Raw genomic sequence first — 16,703 nt, forward strand, 5'->3', positions numbered from 1 at the left:
GACTCAGAAAAGGCGTCATATGTTCAAGAATCGACGTCAGCCCAAGATTAATCTCCTTGCGTGTCATGCAATGATCCCAATACTCCTCCTGATCATCTCGTTCATCGGCACGGTCTCCGCGACTTCCGCTACCGCCGCCCCACGCGAACAGATGATTCCAGTCTTAAGTCAAGTGGGGGAAGCAAGCGCACGAGGGACAGTAGGGTATGTGCACATCACATTCGACCGGCGGTCGGACGCGGCGGGATTAGCCATCCGATTTAATACCGAGCCGGGACGCTTTTCTCGTTCAGCCCAGGCCTCCATCGAAGAGGCCATTCGCCGCACCGCCCACTCGTTGAAACTCTCGACTGATTCCTGGACGGTGGTGCTGACCGTTCCCTATTCGGATATTGTGGTCTCCGGTGGGCACTTGTCTGGAATGGTAGGGCTAAGTGTTGCCGCAATGGCAACAGGACGCACGATCGACCCGGGACTCCTCGTGACAGGCAGGATTACTCAAGAAGGAAAGATTGGACCAGTGGGGTCTGCTCCCCTACAGGTGCCCGCGCCAGGACGTGCACGGTTGCGGCGGGTCGTCGTATCAAAAGAACAGTCGCTCGTCGAGCGCGACCAACCGGCGCGTGAGCTCGTACAGGTCACGCCCGTTAGTTCTGTCACCCAAGCGTTTCAAGAACTCACTGGCGAACCACCCAAGCCCTAAGCGTGATTCTTAATTTTACCCGTCTCTCTACCGAAGCGTCGCAATCGACACCCCGTCTCCCCCTTCAGCCCGATCACCGGGACGGAACCCTGCAACATAGGGCGACTCCGACAGATACTTACGTAATGCGGATTTCAAACGTCCTGTCCCATGTCCATGAATGATGCGCAGAAACGGCGCGCCCTCAAGCGTCGCCCGATCCAGCGCGGCAATGACGTGATCAAGCGCCTCATCAGCCGCCTGCCCGCGCACATCGACCACCGTCTGTTCGTCGAGACCCAGCCCGCCGCCGGTTGAAAACCGTCGCGGACTAGATGCCGACGAGGGGGCCGCGGAAGCTGGCGCAGCCGCTCCGGATGCGACGCCAATGAGATTCGCCACGGTGGCCAGGACTTCACCTTCGCCCACTTTCACCCGAACGCGTTTCTTCCCCTGCGGAGCTTCGAGTAGACTGCCGGTCAAGCCCAACCCGGCAATTTCCACCTGGTCGCCGATCCGGAGCTGTTCGACCGGAATCGGTGCGCCGACAGGAACCAGTTCGTGTTTGGTCTGGATTTCCAATTCACTGAGACGCTGGGAGGTCTCCTTGGCCTTGATCAGCTTCTGCTCGCGCTTGAGGGCATCGACGGTCGCCTGCACCTCCGCCCGCGCCCGCTGAAACTGCTCGCCCAGTTTCTTCTTCAACCCCTTCCGCGCTTCCAGTTCCGCCTCTTCCAAGCGTGCCTGCAACGCCTTCGCTTCAACGGCGGCGCGCTCGGCCTCGGCCCTCGCCTGCGCCGCCCGTTCCACATCGTCGGCCAACTGCCGCTGTTTCTGCTGGAGATCGACCATGAGGTCTTCCAACCGTCGGTCATCCTTGGGCAAGCGCTGACGCGCATCGTCCAAAATCTTTCCATCCATCCCAAGACGACCGGCGATCTCCAATGCCGACGAGCCTCCGGGCACACCGAGAAACAAGCGGTAGGTCGGCGCCAAGCGAGTCACATCAAACTCAACACTGGCATTGGCAAATCCCGGCATCGTTTGGGCCAGTTCTTTCAACGGTCCGTAGTGAGTCGTCACCACGACTTTCATATTCAGCGATGCGAGGTGGCACAACAGGGCTTCTGCCAGCGCCGCCCCTTCCTGCGGATCGGTCGACGTCACCGGTTCGTCGAGTAAGACCAGCGACTGTCCGGTATCCGCCCCGCTGCTCAGCGACCGTGCCGACTCTGCGAGCAATTGCACCATCTGCGACATGTGGGCGGAGAAACTCGAAAGGTCACGGCTCAAATCCTGTGCATCCCCGATGTCGGCATAGAGCGCTGGGAAGATGGCCATCTCCGACTCGGGCGCACAGGGGAGATGCAACCCCGCCCGCACCATCAGCGAAAACAAACCGACAATCTTCAGCGTGACCGTCTTGCCGCCGGTATTAGGACCGGAAATAACCAGGACGCGGATGGACTCATCGAGCAGAATATCGTTCGCCACAACGTCATCTTTTGCCAGGATCAACAGCGGATGACGGGCCTGTTTCAGCAGGACCCGCCCCTGCTCATTCAACAGGACGGGATTGGCCTTGAGCCGCCGGCTGAACGCCGCCTTCGCCTGCACCGCATCAAGCTCCGCCAGTCCTTCGACCCCGGCCTGCAACGCCTCCGCCTGCCCGGCCACCAGAAGCGTGAGCTCGCGCAGGATGCGCCGCACTTCCCGCTCGATCTCCAGATCGGCAACTTTGATCGAGTTGTTCAACTCCACCAGCTCGCGCGGCTCAAGAAATACCGTCGCGCCGCTGGCCGACACATCGTGCACAATCCCCGGCATACGCCCTCGCATGTCCGCCTTCACCGGCAGCACATAACGGCCTTCCCGCTGAGCGAAATACGTTTCCTGCAGAACGTCCTCGTATCGACTGGAGTGCAGTATCCGATCCAACTGCTCGCGCATACGCTGTTTCAGTTCCTGCGCGGCATGGGTAAGGCGCCGCAACTCCGGCGTGGCCGATTCTTTGATCGCCCCATCGGGCTGAATCGCGGCGTCGAGCGCCCGCGTTATCTGCTGAAGCTCGCGAGTCGACTGGAGGCCCTCTGCCAAAGCCACCACCATAGGGACCTCGTGTGCATGGCGAGCGCAAAAGCGCGCGACCTCGTCCATCCGCGTCAACACGAGTCCGCAGTCCCGCAACTCCAGCGCCTCAAGCACGCCCCCCTTGCTGGCCCGTTCGACGAGCTCGCGCGTATCCGGAAACGACAGCACCGGGGCCGGATCACTCCCATCGCTAAGCCGCAACCACTCCGTCGTCTCCTGCTGACGCCTGACAAGACCCTCTAGATCATTGCCCAGAGCCATCGCCCGACAACGTGCAGCCCCCAGCGCAGATTGAGCTCCTCGTGCCAGGCACTCAAGGACCTTCGGCCACTCCAATGCCTGCGCGGCTTTCTCCGACAGCGTATCCGCCATCCGTACCTCACCTCCCAAACATCACTCTTTCCAGCGGGAACTCTAGCGAAGAGGGATCCGGAGAAGCAACCCGCCTTGCGCCACACTGCCCCCCTTGTTTCTACTGAGGCCACCGTTGGGGAAAAGGCCTCAAATACTGGGGTTTCTTCACGTATTCCTACCTTCGTATAGCTTGACAAGGGTTCGGACCGCCGATACTATCGCGAACACGATTGCCGGTGATCTGCGACCGGTTTGCTATTCAGTAAAGGACATGACGACATGGCTATTCGCGTAGGAATCAATGGATTTGGGCGTATCGGACGAAACGTATTGCGGGCTTCCCTGGGAGACCCGGCTCTGGAATTTGTCGCCATCAACGACCTCACGGATGCGAAAACGCTCGCCTATCTTTTGAAATACGACTCTGTACATGGCACGCTCGGCGTCAGTGTGGAAGCCAAAGGGGATCAGATTATCGTCGATGGCAAGCCGATCAAGGTGCTGGCCATCAAGGACCCGAAGGAACTCCCCTGGAAAGAGCTCAACGTCGACGTGGTCATCGAATCGACGGGGCGTTTCACCGACCGCGAAGGCGCGGGCAAGCATTTGGCGGCCGGAGCCAAACAAGTCATCATCTCGGCGCCCGCAACGGATCCGGATGTGACGATCGTGCTCGGCGTGAACGACAGCACCTTCGACCCGAAGACGCATCACATTATTTCGAATGCCTCCTGCACCACGAACTGCCTCGCGCCGGTCGCCAAAGTGTTGTTGGAAAATTTCGGCATCAAGCACGGCGTCATGACGACCATCCACTCCTATACCAACGATCAGCAATTGCTCGATCTTCCGCACAAGGACCTGCGGCGCGCACGCGCGGCCGGCATGTCGATGATTCCGACCAGCACCGGCGCAGCCAAGGCGCTCCATCTGGTGATCCCCCAGTTGAAAGGCAAATTGGATGGGCTAGCCATTCGCGTCCCAACCCCGAACGTCTCCCTGGTCGATCTCACAGTGGAAACCGAGAAAGATTGCACCATCGCGGAAGTGAACGCGGCCTTCAAGAAAGCCGCCGACGGCCCGCTGAAGAACATCTTGCTCTATTCGGAAGATCCGATCGTCTCGATCGACAAAAAAGGCGACCCGCATTCAGCGACCCTCGACGCTCCGCTTACCAATGTGATCGATAAGCGCATGGTCAAAGTCACCGCCTGGTACGACAACGAGTGGGGCTACTCCTGCCGCGTGCGGGACCTGATCAAGCTCACCGCGGAGCGGGCCAAAGGAAAGTAGCCAACGGGCGATCGGCATTCACGCGGGATGCACGTCTGAACGCGACCTGCTGCGGAGGCCTGTAAAGGAGCTCTCATGAATTTGCGCAAGCAAACAATCGATGACGTCAAGCTTCGAGGGAAACGCGTGATCATCCGCGCGGACTTCAACGTTCCCCTCGACGAGTCGCTCCAAATCACCGACGACACCCGCATCCGTTCAACCCTGCCGACCATCAACCGTGTCGTCGACGAAGGCGCCAAAGTCATCCTTTGCTCTCACCTGGGACGCCCGAAGGGAGCGTTTGACCCGAAGTACAGCTTGGCCCCGGTAGCAAAGCGGCTGAGCCGGTTGCTCGGCAAAGAAGTGATCTTCGCGCCGGATTGTATTGGGCCCGCCGTCGAGAAGCTGGTCGCGAAAATGAATCCTGGCGATGTGATGCTGCTGGAGAATCTTCGTTTTCATCCGGGCGAGGAAAAGAACGATGACGCCTTCGCAAAGGCGCTCGCGTCACTCGGCGACGTCTTTGTGAATGATGCATTTGGCGCCGCGCACCGGGCGCACGCCTCAACCGTCGGGATCACCAAATTCATCAAGGCTTCGGCCGCGGGCGCGCTCCTGAAGAAAGAAATCGAATACCTGGAAGGCGCCGTGGAAAATCCGGTGCGCCCGTTCGTCGCCATTCTCGGCGGCGCCAAGGTGTCCGGAAAAATCGGGGTCATCGAAAACCTGGGGAAGCGTGTCGACAAGGTCATCATCGGCGGCGGTATGGCTTTCACCTTCCTGAAAGCCAAGGGCCTGGAAATCGGCAACTCCCTCGTTGAAAAAGACATGCTCGATTTTGCGCGAGGTATTGAGGAGCATGCCCTCTCACGGGGCGTGAAATTCTATCTCCCTGTCGATTGCGTCGTCGCCGCCAGCCGTGAGCCGGGGGCTGAAACGAAGATTGTTCCCGTGCAGGAAATTCCCAAAGGCTGGTATGGCTTGGATATCGGGCCGGCGTCCGTGAAGTTGTTCAGCGAGGCCCTGCAGGATGCCAAAACGATTTTGTGGAACGGTCCCATGGGAATGTTCGAAATCGATGCCTTCGCCCGCGGAACGCTGTCCATCGCCCATGCCGTGGGTAATGCCTATGCGTTGACGATCGTCGGAGGCGGTGAAACCGCCATGGCCATTCACCGGGCAGGGGAATCGGACAGCATCTCCTTCATTTCAACCGGCGGAGGCGCGGCACTCGAACTTCTGGAAGGCAAGCAACTGCCCGGATTGGTCGCCCTCCCGGACCGAGCCCTCTAGACATTTGAGCCCACGTTCATCGTAAGTCAGAACGAAGGACACTGTGCGCATACCCCTGATCGCCGGCAACTGGAAAATGAACAAGACCGCCTCCGAGGCGGCCGCGTTCGTTCGTGAGTTGGTTCAAAGGAAACTCCCCGCCTCCGCCGTCGAAATCGTCATCGCCCCGCCATTTACCGCGCTGGACTCCGTCCGTCAGACGCTGGGGTCCGGCTCATCCATCGGCCTGGCTGGCCAGAACCTCCACTGGGAGGACCACGGCACCTATACCGGCGAAGTCTCCGCGCCAATGCTGAAAGATCTTGGCTGCAGGTACGTCATTCTCGGACACTCTGAGCGACGCGCCCTATTCGGCGAAGGTGACGACGTGATACGGAAGAAACTCGCTGCAGCCTTTCGGCATGGGCTCAAGCCGATCCTCTGCATTGGTGAATCGTTGGACCAACGTGAAGCAGGACGCACGACAGAGATCATCACCGGACAGCTCAAGGGAAGCCTGGCTGGGTTCGAAGCCGCACAACTGGCGACCCTCACCATTGCCTACGAGCCGGTCTGGGCCATCGGAACGGGAAAAGCCGCATCGCCGGAACAGGCGATTCCGGTGCATCAGACCATCAGACAACTCTTGCAGCAGGAATGGTCTTCCGCCATTGCGGAGGGAACCAGAGTTTTGTATGGCGGCAGCGTCACGCCACAAAACGTGTCGGATTTTCTGGCGTCGGAAGAGATCGACGGCGCATTGGTCGGTGGGGCTTGCCTCAAGGTCGAGTCCTTTGCTAGTATCGCCACTCTCGCACAAAAACGAACGGGGCATTAAGCATGTTGTATACGCTGGTAGTCATTCTTCATGTGTTTGTCTGTTTCCTGATGATCGGCGCAATTTTGCTGCAGTCGGGAAAGGGAGCGGAAATTGGGGCGTCTTTCGGCGGGTCAAGTCAGACCGTCTTCGGAAGCCGTGGCCCCGCGAACTTCCTGAGCAAATTAACCGTCGGCGTCGCCGCGGTCTTTATGCTGACATCCTTTAGTTTGGCCATTCTCGCCAAGCAGCGGAACTTTGCGTCAACCGTGATCGATCTCAAGCCGAAAGAAACTTCGTCCGCCCCTGCGGCTCCTCCGGCCCCTGCGCCAGAATCGCATCCGGCGGGGGATGCTCCGGCAGCCGCGCATTGATTCAACCTCTTTACGCAATTACAGCGTTCCATCGATAGAGTGAGGCCCGCCTGCGAAGACTCGCAGGCGGGCCTCACTACGTTGCGATTATACCGAGACCCTGCCCCAGATCTAATGTTCAGAGAAGCCCAATGGATCGAGCTATCGACTGTGCAGAGCTCGACAAAATCGTCAGATGCGGGTAATCCAGGATTCGTGCGCAGGATCCTCCCCGCGTACGATGGCAAAGAAGGCCTTCTGCAACGCGAGGGTAATGGGACCGGGCTTGCCCGTTCCGATTCGTCGATTGTCTATTTCCCGCACCGGCGTCAGTTCCGCCGCCGTGCCGGTAACAAACACTTCATCGGCCAAATACATTTCGTCGCGGGTAAACCGCTCTTCCGTCACAGGGATCTTCCGTTCCCGAGCCATGTCGATAATCGAGTTTCGCGTAATGCCTTCGAGAATGGACGTCAAGGGTGTGGTCTTGATTTTCCCGCGGCGCACGATAAAGATATTCTCCCCCGTGCCTTCAGCCACGTACCCCTCGGGATCGAGCATGATGGCTTCATCGTACCCATCCGCTTTGGCCTCGCGCTTCGCCAGGATTGAATTCACGTAATACCCGGAAATTTTCCCCCGCGTCATCGACACGTTCACATGATGCCGGGTGAAGGACGACACCCGCGCACGCATCCCGTTGGCCAGCGCCTCGTCACCGAGATAGGCCCCCCACCGCCAGGCAGCCACCGCCACCCTGATCGGATTGTTGCCGGGATGCACGCCCATCGCCCCATAGCCGATGTAGACCAAGGGCCGAATGTAGCAGGCATCCAAGCGGTTCGCCCGTACGGTCTCCACAATCGCCTCGGCAATCTGTTTGCGATCGTAGGGCATCTCCATCATCCCGATATGCGCAGAATCAAACAGCCGGTCGACATGCTCCTGAAGCCGGAAGATCGCAGACCCCGATTTACCTTTGTAGCAACGGATTCCCTCGAATGCGGCCAATCCATAGTGCAGGGAATGCGTCAGAATATGGACATTGGCCTCAGCCCAGGGAACCAACTTGCCGTCCATCCAGATCTTGTCAACAGGCTCTAACATCGACGAACTCTCCTCTGTAAACGAATCACCACTGGCGGCGAAAACGAGCGCAAACTATAGCCTGGGCCTTGATAGGGGTCAAGCAAGCCCCAGCCTCCTCGTTGGCATTGTTCGGGGAAGTACCTTCTCGCGGAAAGAAAGACTAGGACGAAGCGCAGTAAGACCGCAGTCTGGCGCTCAAGAAGCTTCCCACCCGTTCCTCACCATCCGGAGCCAGCGTCACAATCTTGGCTCCGAAGAGCAGACCGCGAACCCATCGGACCACCACGCGCTGAATCTCCACAGGCTCGTCTTTATCAGGAAGCGAGAGACGCAGGACGAGCTCCATGCCGGGCACCACCTGATGATCACCCAGGACACGCATCCCATTCCTCGACATATTCACCACCGTCCCCTTCCCGAGAAACTCTCCCCCCATGTAATAGAGGAGACACCGGACCGGAATACGATGGTACGTTCGAATCACAAATCGCGTCGCTTGGGGCATGTCGCTCACCTCGCCGGGTAAAAATCTGGTATACATAGCCGGTCGCACGGCTGTTTGGGAGAGTCTCAGAGTACTGCCAATGACTCACGCCCTCCTAGCCCCCAAAAGAGGGTAGGAAGGAACCTGCACCAGTCACAACAATGGACGGGTTCTGAGGGACGTCCCGGTCATTCGCTTGACACTCGGATCACCCCTCTGTTATATGAGCCGTTCTGCTTTGGAGGAGATATAGGACATGTACGCGATTATTGAAACAGGCGGGAAACAGTATCGAGTCGAGTCTGGGTCACTGTTGCAAGTGGCCACACTTGAAGGCGATGTGGGATCAACGATTGAGCTCGACCAAGTCCGGCTTGTGCACGGAGACGGCGGGGTGGTCATCGGACAACCTCTGGTGAAGGGCGCGAAAGTCACAGCGGAAATCGTCCGGCACGGACGCACCCGCTCGATCACCGTGTTCAAGAAGAAGCGACGCAAAAACTACCGGCGTACTCGCGGGCATCGTCAGGGCTTTACGAGCTTGCGCATCACCGGCATTGCAACGGCATAAGCACTTTATTGAGAAGGACCTGCCATGGCAACAAACAAAGGCGGCGGATCGTCACGGAACGGACGGGACAGTAACCCCCAGTATTTGGGCGTCAAGGCCTATGGCGGCGAAACCGTCAAGGCCGGCAGCATCATCGTCCGTCAACGTGGAACCAAGTTTTTCCCCGGGTTTAATGTCGATCTCGGACGGGATCACACATTGTTCGCGCGAGTGACCGGCGTTGTGAAGTTCGAAGGTGGAGAAGACCGACGGAAAGTCAGCGTCTACCCTGCCCCTGTCAAAGCCTAACTCTCTTTTCTTTCGCGCTCACTACTCGGCTCAAAACCACCCTGACCCTCCCCTATCGGGGGCAGGGTCAGGTATACTCTCGACTCTGAACGGGGACATGCCATGTTTGTCGATGAAGTAAAGGTCTTTGTAAAAGCCGGGCGAGGCGGAGACGGCTCGGGCAGTTTCCGTCGCGAAATGTTTGTCCCGCGCGGCGGGCCTGACGGCGGCGACGGCGGAAACGGAGGCGACGTCATCTTCACGGCCTCGCATCGACTCACGACCCTGCTCGACCTCCGCTATCAGAAACATTACGAAGCCGAAGACGGACGGCACGGCGGCGCCTCCCATTGCAGCGGACGCCGCGGCAAGCCCGTCACCGTCGCACTCCCCGTCGGCACCGTAATTTACGATCAGGAGACCGGCGAAGTCCTAGCCGACCTGGTCGCCAACGGAGAGAGCGTCGTCATTGCCCATGGCGGACGTGGCGGACGCGGCAATAGCCACTTCGCCACTCCCACGAATCGTGTACCGACCCACTTCGAGCACGGCACCGAGGGCGAAGAAAAGCACCTCCGCCTCGAGCTGAAGCTCTTAGCAGACGTCGGACTCGTCGGCTTTCCGAACGCCGGCAAATCGACCCTCATCGCGGCCATTTCATCTGCGCGTCCAAAGATCGCCGACTATCCCTTTACAACACTGATTCCGAACCTCGGCGTCGTCCGCTGGGGGACAGACCGCAGCTTTGTCGTCGCCGATATTCCCGGGCTGATCGAAGGCGCCTCCGAAGGCAAGGGCCTCGGCTTTCAGTTTCTCCGGCACATCGAACGTACCGCGATGATCCTCCACCTCGTGGACGTGTCCGAATGGGCGCCGGACGAACCGGTCCAGAGTCTGGAGATCATGCGGCAGGAATTGGATGCCTACGACGAATCGCTAAACCACCGCCCCTGCGCGATCGTGGCCACCAAAATTGATATCAGCGGAACGTCTGACCGCCTGAGCCAGCTCCAGGCCTACTGCAAGAAGCGCAAGTACAAGTGTTTCCCCGTGTCGGCCGCCACCCGGGAAGGGCTCACCGAACTCATCGCGTATGTCGGGAAACAAGTCGAGTCCCTGAGGACGACGCCGTGCGAGACGAACTCCTAAAACAAGCCACACGCATCGTCGTGAAAGTCGGGAGCAGCCTGATCGCCTCTCGAGAGACCGGGTTGCGCCCCGAGCAGATCGAGCGATTGGCCGGAGAAATTGCCGCATTACGTACAGACGGACGAGAGGTCCTTGTCGTCTCGTCCGGCGCCATCATCTCCGGCATCAAAAAGCTGCAGCTCAAAGAATATCCGAAGAGTCTCCCCATCAAACAAGCCGCCGCCGCCGTCGGACAGAGCCGGCTGATGTGGGCCTATGAAAAAGCGTTTGAGCCGCTCGGCATTCAAGTCGCCCAGATTTTGCTGACTCACGAGGACCTCGCCGACCGCCGCCGATTTCTCAACGCCCGCTACACCCTCACGGCCCTGATTGGCTTCGGCGTGCTGCCGATCATCAACGAAAACGATACCGTCGCCGTCGAAGAAATCCGCGTCGGTGACAACGATACGCTCGCCGCGCAAGTCGCGCAGCTGGTCGATGCCGACCTGCTCGTCATCTTGTCGGACGTCGACGGCATGTTCACGGATGATCCGCGCAAGAATCCCGACGCGACGCTGATCCCGCTCATTCCGGATATCACCGAAGAAGTCGAACGAAAAGCCGGCGCCTCCAGCACCTTCGAGGGCACCGGAGGCATGGCCACGAAAGTACGCGCGGCCAAGAAGGTCGGTGAATACGGCGTCGCCACATTGATCGTCAACGGCCAACAGCCCGGCTTGCTCCCCAGGGTCTTGAAAGGGGAGCCCGGTGGGAGCCTCTTCCTCGCAAAGGAACGCCGCCTAAACAGCCGCAAGCATTGGATCGCCTTTACCCTTCGTCCGCGCGGACACATCCGGGTCGATCAGGGAGCCGTCGAAGCCCTGACCCTGCGTGGAAAGAGCCTGCTCGCGTCAGGAATCATTGAGGTCACCGGGCAATTCGACTCAGGCGATCCGATCAGCTGCATCGATCAGGACGGAAAAGAGTTTGCCAGAGGTCTCGTGAATTTCTCCTCCGACCTGCTGGGCCGCATGAAAGGGCTGAAGACTCAGGACATCCAGCAACAGATCGGCCCGCAGGAATATGACGAAGTAATCCATCGCGACAACCTCGTCATCTTATAGGCGCGAGTGCTGAGCCATGATTGCCCCCGATTCTGCCCCCTCAGTACCCGACGCTCAAAATTCACACCCACGATGCCTCGGCCTCTTCGGCGGCAGCTTCAACCCCATTCACAATGGCCATCTGGCCATCGCCCGGAAAGCGCATGAGATTCTGGCCCTCGACCGGACGCTGTTCATTCCGACGGGCGATCCTCCGCACAAGCAAGACAGCGCCCTCGCCCCGGCCCATCACCGATATGAAATGGTGCGCCTCGCCATCGCGAACACGCCAGGATTCGAGCTCTCCGATATCGAAATCTCACGCCAGGGGAAATCCTACTCGATCGATACCGTCCGTGAACTTCAGCGCCGGTACGGATCGGGAACCAGGCTGTATTTCCTGATCGGCCTGGATGCGTTCCTCGACCTAGCCAGTTGGCGAGAGCCCGATGCGCTGCTGGCGGCCTGCTCGTTCGTGGTCATCTCCCGGCCTGGTCAGTCGTTCCAGAGCTTGACCGCTCTGCCCTTCCTTCGACACGTCAGCCCCAACCAGCTGGCGCCGTTGGATACCGGGGCACTCGATCGGCTTGACCTGCCGCTCCCGTCCGGACAGACGATCATTTGCTTGCCGCTTCCGCCCTCTCCCATTTCTGCCTCCGACATCAGACACCGCATTCAGGGCGGGGCAATGCTGGCAAATTTGTTGCCGCCCCCTGTGGAATCTTATATACTTCGCCAACAGTTATATCGGGAGGATCAGCATCGCACGCACATCTAAGGTTACAGCTATTGAAATCGGTCGAGCGATGCTCGACAAGAAGGCCCTGGATGTCCAGATCCTGCACGTCGGTCCGTTAACCTCGGTAGCAGACTACCTCGTCATCGGGTCAGCGGAATCAGATCGGCAGACACGCGCCATTGCAGACCATGTCAGCGACGTCCTGACCGGCCAGGGAGACCGGCCCCTCAGCGTCGAAGGCACCACATCAGGCCAGTGGGTCTTGATGGATTTCGGCGACGTCGTCGCGCATATCTTTCGGCAGGACGCCCGCGAGCACTACGCGCTGGAGCGTCTCTGGAGCGATGCGAAGCCACTGAGCATTCCGGAAGAGAAGCCGGAAGAGAAGCCCGAAAAGCCTGTCGCACCCAAACGGCGCATTATCGTCAGGACACCCAAAGCACGAAAATCGGTCTAGACCATGTTCAGACTGCTGCTCACCATCTTCCTCATCAGCGCCGGCGTCTTCATCTATAGCTATTTCCGTGAGCTGAACCCCGGCATGGTGATGGTCCGCACGAGCTCTGCCGTGGAATTTGAACTGAGCCCGGTGACGCTGGTGCTCATTTCCATGGCGATCGGCGCCGTGGTCGTGACCTTCGTGGTGGGCTTACAGCAAACCGCGCACGCCATCATCACCTGGCAAAGCAGCCGCCTGGCGCGACGGAAAGAAAAAGTGGACGCTCTGCATCGCGAAGGCACCCACGCCTTCATGTCCAAGCGCACGGTCGAGGCCATGAGCCTCTTCGAGAAAGCGCTGGCGATGGATCCCAATCGCGTGGACTCCCTGCTGTGGCTGGGCAATATCTACCGATCCGAACTCAACTACGCCGAAGCCATCCGGCTGCACCAGCATGCCCATCGCGTCGACGATCGAAACATCGAAGTCCTGCTGGAGCTGGGGAAAGATCTGGAAGGCGCCAAGCGCTATGAAGACGCGCTGCAGGCCTTGCAGAAGATCCTCAAGATCGAACCGGATAACCTGACCGCCTTGATCCGCAAACGCGACCTTCTTATCCGTCTGGAGAAGTGGAGCGATGCGCTGGAAATTCAACACCGCCTCTTAAAAGCGAATCTGCCTGAGTCGGAAAAGCAGGCCGAAGCGGACCTCCTCGTCGGCTGCATGTACGAAGTCGGCCGCCAGCTGCTGGAGCGAGGGCACCCCGACAAGGCTCGCCGGTATTTCCGCGGCGCCATCAAGAAAGAACGGAGCTTCCTGCCGGCCTACATCGGCATCGGGGAAATCCTGATCCATGAAGGCAAGACGAAGGACGCGGTAGAAATCTTGAAGAAGGTCTACAGCCGGACCAGGAGCGTCATCATCCTCCATCGTTTGGAAGAACTCTTCCTGGAGCAGGGCGAGCCCGGCGAGATCATCCGCGTGTACCAGGAAGCCCTGCAGCAAGACCCCCAGAATCCCGTGCTGCAGTTCTATCTGGGGAAACTCTACTATCGGCTTGAAATGGTCGACGAAGCGTTCGACGTGCTCTCCACAATCGAAGGGCCGCAAGATCATCTGCTGGACTATCACAAGATCATGGCCAATCTGTATCTGCGCAAGCAGCACTTCGAGCAGGCCATCGTCGAACTCAAGAAAGCGCTCAGCTTCAAGAAGCGCGTGATCGTCCCCTATATCTGCACCCAGTGCCAGCAGGAATCATTGGAATGGTCGGGCCGCTGCCGCCGCTGCGCCCGCTGGAACACCCTCACCGCCCTCCCCTGGCTCGAAGCCGGCCAACCGGCCGCGGGCGCAGAGAATGCTCCATCTTCTGCCCGCACCGTCCCCTACCAGGGCATTGCTTCTCCGTTTGAAACCGTGTAGGTTTTCTCCCGTCCCGATCTCGTACAACCCGTATCGATCAAACCCGTTTCCCGCACGCACGACTGAAAGGTGTCTGTCATGACCGATTACATGCAACTGGCGAACAAAGCGCTCAACGACGAGCCCCTCACGAGAGCGGAATCGCTGTCCGTCTTGAACAGCCCGGACGACGACCTCCTCGCCTTGCTGCATGCCGCCTTTCAAGTCCGCTCGAAATACTTCGGCCGCACCGTCCGCCTGCAGATGTTGCAGAACGCCAAGAGCGGCGCCTGCATGGAAGACTGCCACTATTGCTCGCAATCTGCCGTCTCGAACGCGCCGATCGAACGCTACAATCTGCTCCCGCAGAAACAGATGATCCAAGGCGCGCGCGAAGCCGCCGCCTCGAAGGCCCAGCGCTATTGTATCGTCATCAGCGGACGCAGCCCGTTGGATCGGGAAATCGACGAAATCGCCGGAGCCGTCCGGTCCATCAAACAGGAAATCCCGATTCAGATCTGCTGCTCACTCGGTTTGATGAGCGATGAACAGGCCAAGCGGTTGAAAGCCGCGGGTGTGGATCGCGTGAACCATAATCTGAACACCAGTGAGGCCTTTCACGAATCGATTTGCACGACTCACACATTCCAGGACCGCCTTTCGACTATCAAGAACGCACGCGCGGCCGGATTGGAAATCTGCTCGGGCGGGATCGTCGGCATGGGGGAAAGTAACGAAGACCTCATCGATCTGGCCGACGCCCTGCGCGACGTGAAACCCGACTCGATTCCCTTGAACATGCTCAATCCGGTAGAAGGCACGCCGCTGGAGAACATCGACGCCCTCACACCGCAGCGCTGCCTCAAAGTCCTCTGCTTATTCCGCTTCCTGCATCCGCGCACGGAAATCCGTATCGCCGGCGGCCGCGAGCACAACCTCCGCAGCCTCCAACCCCTCTCCCTCTACCCGGCTGACTCGGTCTTCGTGAATAACTATCTGACGACACCAGGCTCCCCGGCCCCCGAAGTCTGGGGCATGATCGAAGATTTGGGCTTCAAGATCGAAGTGGATTACCAACAGCCGGTGGCGAGCTGATCGATCTTGTAGTCTTTCAACGCTTCGGCTAGCATAACGCCATGCGATCATCCAACGCGGTACGAAAAACCATTCCGGCCACTGAAATCAGACGTCGAGGACTCTCTGTCATCGACAATGCGCTGAAGCGTGGGCCGGTCCATGTCCTCAAGGACAACGAACCCACCTACGTCATTATGGCCGAAGCGCAGTACCAGGAATTGACCGAGCGATATCGCAAGTCATACGTGACCCGAATCAAACGATCCTTGACCGACCTCAAGGAAGGGCGCATCCGTCGCATCTCTGCCAAAACACTCATCGACGAGCTTCACCTCGAATCCTGATGTACGCGCTGGCTACCACCAGCTATTTTGATCGACGTGTGGCCAAATTCACACGAGCCCACCCCGAACTGAAAAAGCCGTTGGCTAAAGTCCTTAGAGACCTAGAAGCCAATCCGTTTCAGCCGCAGTTACGTCTGCATGCACTCAAAGGCGAGCTGGAAGGCCTGCATGCCGTCAGCCTGACTCATTCGCACCGCATCACGCTTACCTTGAGAGTGACCAAGAAAGAGATTGTCCTTCTCGACATCGGAACACATGACGAGGTATATCGGTAGCAAATCGTCTCCATTCTAGCCGTGGGAAAATGGGAAGCATGTGGCGAAGAAGCCATGAAAATTGTGAGCGGCGACCTGACGACCCCCGGCTCACCGGCCCCCGAAGTCTGGGGCATGATCGAAGATCGGGGCTTCAAAATCGAAGTGGATTACCAAACGGCTGCTGAAAAAGGCCCTCAGCTTCGTTCTCAGTCGCTCGAACCCCTCAACGTGCAGCACTAGCACGCCTCGGGGTCCTCGTCTCCCTGCGGCCTTGCTGAAAGCCTTTTTGAGCAACCTCCGCAAGCAAGAACTGACTACTCAGGAGGAAGGATCAATGAAATCATTGCTTCTGGCAATCACCTTATTCAGCTTAGCTCTCACAGCAGGCTGTGCGAATCCTATCAATGCCAAGACAGCAACAAACTATGCTCAAGCCGCTGCCCAAGCACAGAACGCAGGTGATTGGACCAACGCCAAGATGTATTGGAGCAGGGCTATTATAAACGCCCAGCACGGTGGCGCTACTCCAAATCAGCTGGCAGTTTTGAACTACGAATACGGTCGATCATCGGGTGTTGTCTGTGATTTCGCCGAAGCTGAACGCGCGCTGATTGTTGCACATGACCTAGATAGCAAATCAGGTGGCCCAACATTTCTTTCGCTATTCGAGCTTGCGCATCTTAATTATGACCAGAAGAAGTTCCCTGAATCGATTTCATACTTTGAGCGTGCATTCCCAGTCGCAGAAGAGAAAGGCGCAAGTAAAGCTGCTCCTATTGCAACTGCGGATCTACTGGATGAGTACTCCCGAGCACTGCAAAATGTAGGCAGGACTTCTGATGCTCAAGCAGCAGCTACACGAGCCATTTTACTCCGCAGAGGCAGTCCCATTGGACACTCAATCACTGACCGTACCCCTTATGGGAAGCAATGCCAAAGCAATCCATGACCCGACTCAGT

20 protein-coding genes are annotated in these 16,703 nt (G+C 58.5%); 17 read left to right on the plus strand and 3 right to left on the minus strand.

Going from position 1 to position 16,703, the window contains the following annotated elements; genetic code table 11:
• Nucleotides 1-19: 19 nt before the first annotated feature.
• Nucleotides 20-703 carry a hypothetical protein gene (locus tag Q7U39_10430; protein ID MDO9118366.1) on the plus strand — a complete coding sequence of 228 codons (684 nt, stop codon included), beginning with the start codon at nt 20-22 and terminating at the stop codon, nt 701-703.
• Between the two features lie 27 nt (nt 704-730).
• On the opposite strand, the gene Q7U39_10435 is transcribed toward Q7U39_10430, so the two are convergent.
• Entirely contained in the window at nt 731-3,145 is a 2,415-nt protein-coding gene (locus tag Q7U39_10435) for an endonuclease MutS2 (GenBank protein MDO9118367.1), read from the minus strand.
• Nucleotides 3,146-3,406: 261 nt separating this feature from the next.
• On the opposite strand from Q7U39_10435, the gene gap reads away from it, so the two are divergent.
• The 4 genes from gap (at nt 3,407) to secG (ending at nt 6,865) form a co-directional block, all read left to right on the plus strand.
• Nucleotides 3,407-4,420, plus strand: coding sequence for a type I glyceraldehyde-3-phosphate dehydrogenase (gene gap / locus Q7U39_10440; GenBank protein ID MDO9118368.1), 1,014 nt, complete (start codon nt 3,407-3,409; stop codon nt 4,418-4,420).
• Between the two features lie 75 nt (nt 4,421-4,495).
• Entirely contained in the window at nt 4,496-5,695 is a 1,200-nt protein-coding gene (locus tag Q7U39_10445; protein ID MDO9118369.1) for a phosphoglycerate kinase, read from the plus strand.
• A 43-nt stretch (nt 5,696-5,738) separates the two neighbouring features.
• Nucleotides 5,739-6,512, plus strand: a complete 774-nt coding sequence (gene tpiA, locus Q7U39_10450; GenBank protein MDO9118370.1) for a triose-phosphate isomerase — start codon at nt 5,739-5,741, stop codon at nt 6,510-6,512.
• A gap of 2 nt (nt 6,513-6,514) precedes the next feature.
• Nucleotides 6,515-6,865, plus strand: coding sequence for a preprotein translocase subunit SecG (gene secG, locus Q7U39_10455; GenBank protein ID MDO9118371.1), 351 nt, complete (start codon nt 6,515-6,517; stop codon nt 6,863-6,865).
• Between the two features lie 171 nt (nt 6,866-7,036).
• Here secG and Q7U39_10460 read toward each other — a convergent pair whose 3' ends face one another.
• The gene (locus Q7U39_10460) at nt 7,037-7,951 is read right to left on the minus strand and encodes a branched-chain amino acid transaminase (GenBank protein ID MDO9118372.1); all 915 of its coding nucleotides are present in this window, start codon (nt 7,949-7,951) and stop codon (nt 7,037-7,039) included.
• Nucleotides 7,952-8,093: 142 nt separating this feature from the next.
• The gene (locus Q7U39_10465; protein MDO9118373.1) at nt 8,094-8,438 is read right to left on the minus strand and encodes a PilZ domain-containing protein; all 345 of its coding nucleotides are present in this window, start codon (nt 8,436-8,438) and stop codon (nt 8,094-8,096) included.
• Nucleotides 8,439-8,673: 235 nt separating this feature from the next.
• On the opposite strand from Q7U39_10465, the gene rplU reads away from it, so the two are divergent.
• The 12 genes from rplU to Q7U39_10525 all read left to right on the plus strand — a co-directional run bounded on the left by rplU (nt 8,674) and on the right by Q7U39_10525 (nt 16,692).
• Nucleotides 8,674-8,988, plus strand: a complete 315-nt coding sequence (gene rplU / locus Q7U39_10470; protein ID MDO9118374.1) for a 50S ribosomal protein L21 — start codon at nt 8,674-8,676, stop codon at nt 8,986-8,988.
• A gap of 24 nt (nt 8,989-9,012) precedes the next feature.
• On the plus strand, nt 9,013-9,276 hold the full coding sequence (gene rpmA / locus Q7U39_10475) for a 50S ribosomal protein L27 (GenBank protein ID MDO9118375.1): 264 nt from the start codon (nt 9,013-9,015) through the stop codon (nt 9,274-9,276).
• 102 nt (nt 9,277-9,378) lie between these two features.
• Nucleotides 9,379-10,404, plus strand: coding sequence for a GTPase ObgE (gene obgE, locus Q7U39_10480; protein MDO9118376.1), 1,026 nt, complete (start codon nt 9,379-9,381; stop codon nt 10,402-10,404).
• Entirely contained in the window at nt 10,386-11,507 is a 1,122-nt protein-coding gene (proB, locus tag Q7U39_10485) for a glutamate 5-kinase (protein ID MDO9118377.1), read from the plus strand. The genes obgE and proB overlap by 19 nt, the downstream gene beginning before the upstream one ends.
• 16 nt (nt 11,508-11,523) lie before the next feature.
• Nucleotides 11,524-12,264, plus strand: a complete 741-nt coding sequence (gene nadD, locus Q7U39_10490; GenBank protein MDO9118378.1) for a nicotinate-nucleotide adenylyltransferase — start codon at nt 11,524-11,526, stop codon at nt 12,262-12,264.
• A gap of 28 nt (nt 12,265-12,292) precedes the next feature.
• Nucleotides 12,293-12,682, plus strand: coding sequence for a ribosome silencing factor (gene rsfS, locus Q7U39_10495; GenBank protein ID MDO9118379.1), 390 nt, complete (start codon nt 12,293-12,295; stop codon nt 12,680-12,682).
• 3 nt (nt 12,683-12,685) lie between these two features.
• Entirely contained in the window at nt 12,686-14,086 is a 1,401-nt protein-coding gene (locus Q7U39_10500) for a tetratricopeptide repeat protein (protein MDO9118380.1), read from the plus strand.
• Nucleotides 14,087-14,164: 78 nt separating this feature from the next.
• The gene (gene bioB / locus Q7U39_10505; protein MDO9118381.1) at nt 14,165-15,160 is read left to right on the plus strand and encodes a biotin synthase BioB; all 996 of its coding nucleotides are present in this window, start codon (nt 14,165-14,167) and stop codon (nt 15,158-15,160) included.
• Between the two features lie 41 nt (nt 15,161-15,201).
• Nucleotides 15,202-15,486: a hypothetical protein gene (locus Q7U39_10510; GenBank protein MDO9118382.1), complete on the plus strand. Its 285-nt coding sequence runs from the start codon at nt 15,202-15,204 to the stop codon at nt 15,484-15,486.
• A gap of 38 nt (nt 15,487-15,524) precedes the next feature.
• Nucleotides 15,525-15,761, plus strand: coding sequence for a hypothetical protein (locus tag Q7U39_10515; GenBank protein ID MDO9118383.1), 237 nt, complete (start codon nt 15,525-15,527; stop codon nt 15,759-15,761).
• Between the two features lie 54 nt (nt 15,762-15,815).
• Nucleotides 15,816-15,983, plus strand: coding sequence for a hypothetical protein (locus Q7U39_10520; protein ID MDO9118384.1), 168 nt, complete (start codon nt 15,816-15,818; stop codon nt 15,981-15,983).
• A 94-nt stretch (nt 15,984-16,077) separates the two neighbouring features.
• Nucleotides 16,078-16,692 (plus strand): tetratricopeptide repeat protein, encoded by a 615-nt coding sequence (locus Q7U39_10525; GenBank protein ID MDO9118385.1) that lies wholly within the window; start codon nt 16,078-16,080, stop codon nt 16,690-16,692.
• The last annotated feature ends 11 nt before the right edge of the window (nt 16,693-16,703 follow it).

The sequence above is a fragment of the Nitrospira sp. genome (genome assembly GCA_030653545.1).
In the GTDB taxonomy this organism is placed as follows: Bacteria; Nitrospirota; Nitrospiria; order Nitrospirales; family Nitrospiraceae; genus Nitrospira_D.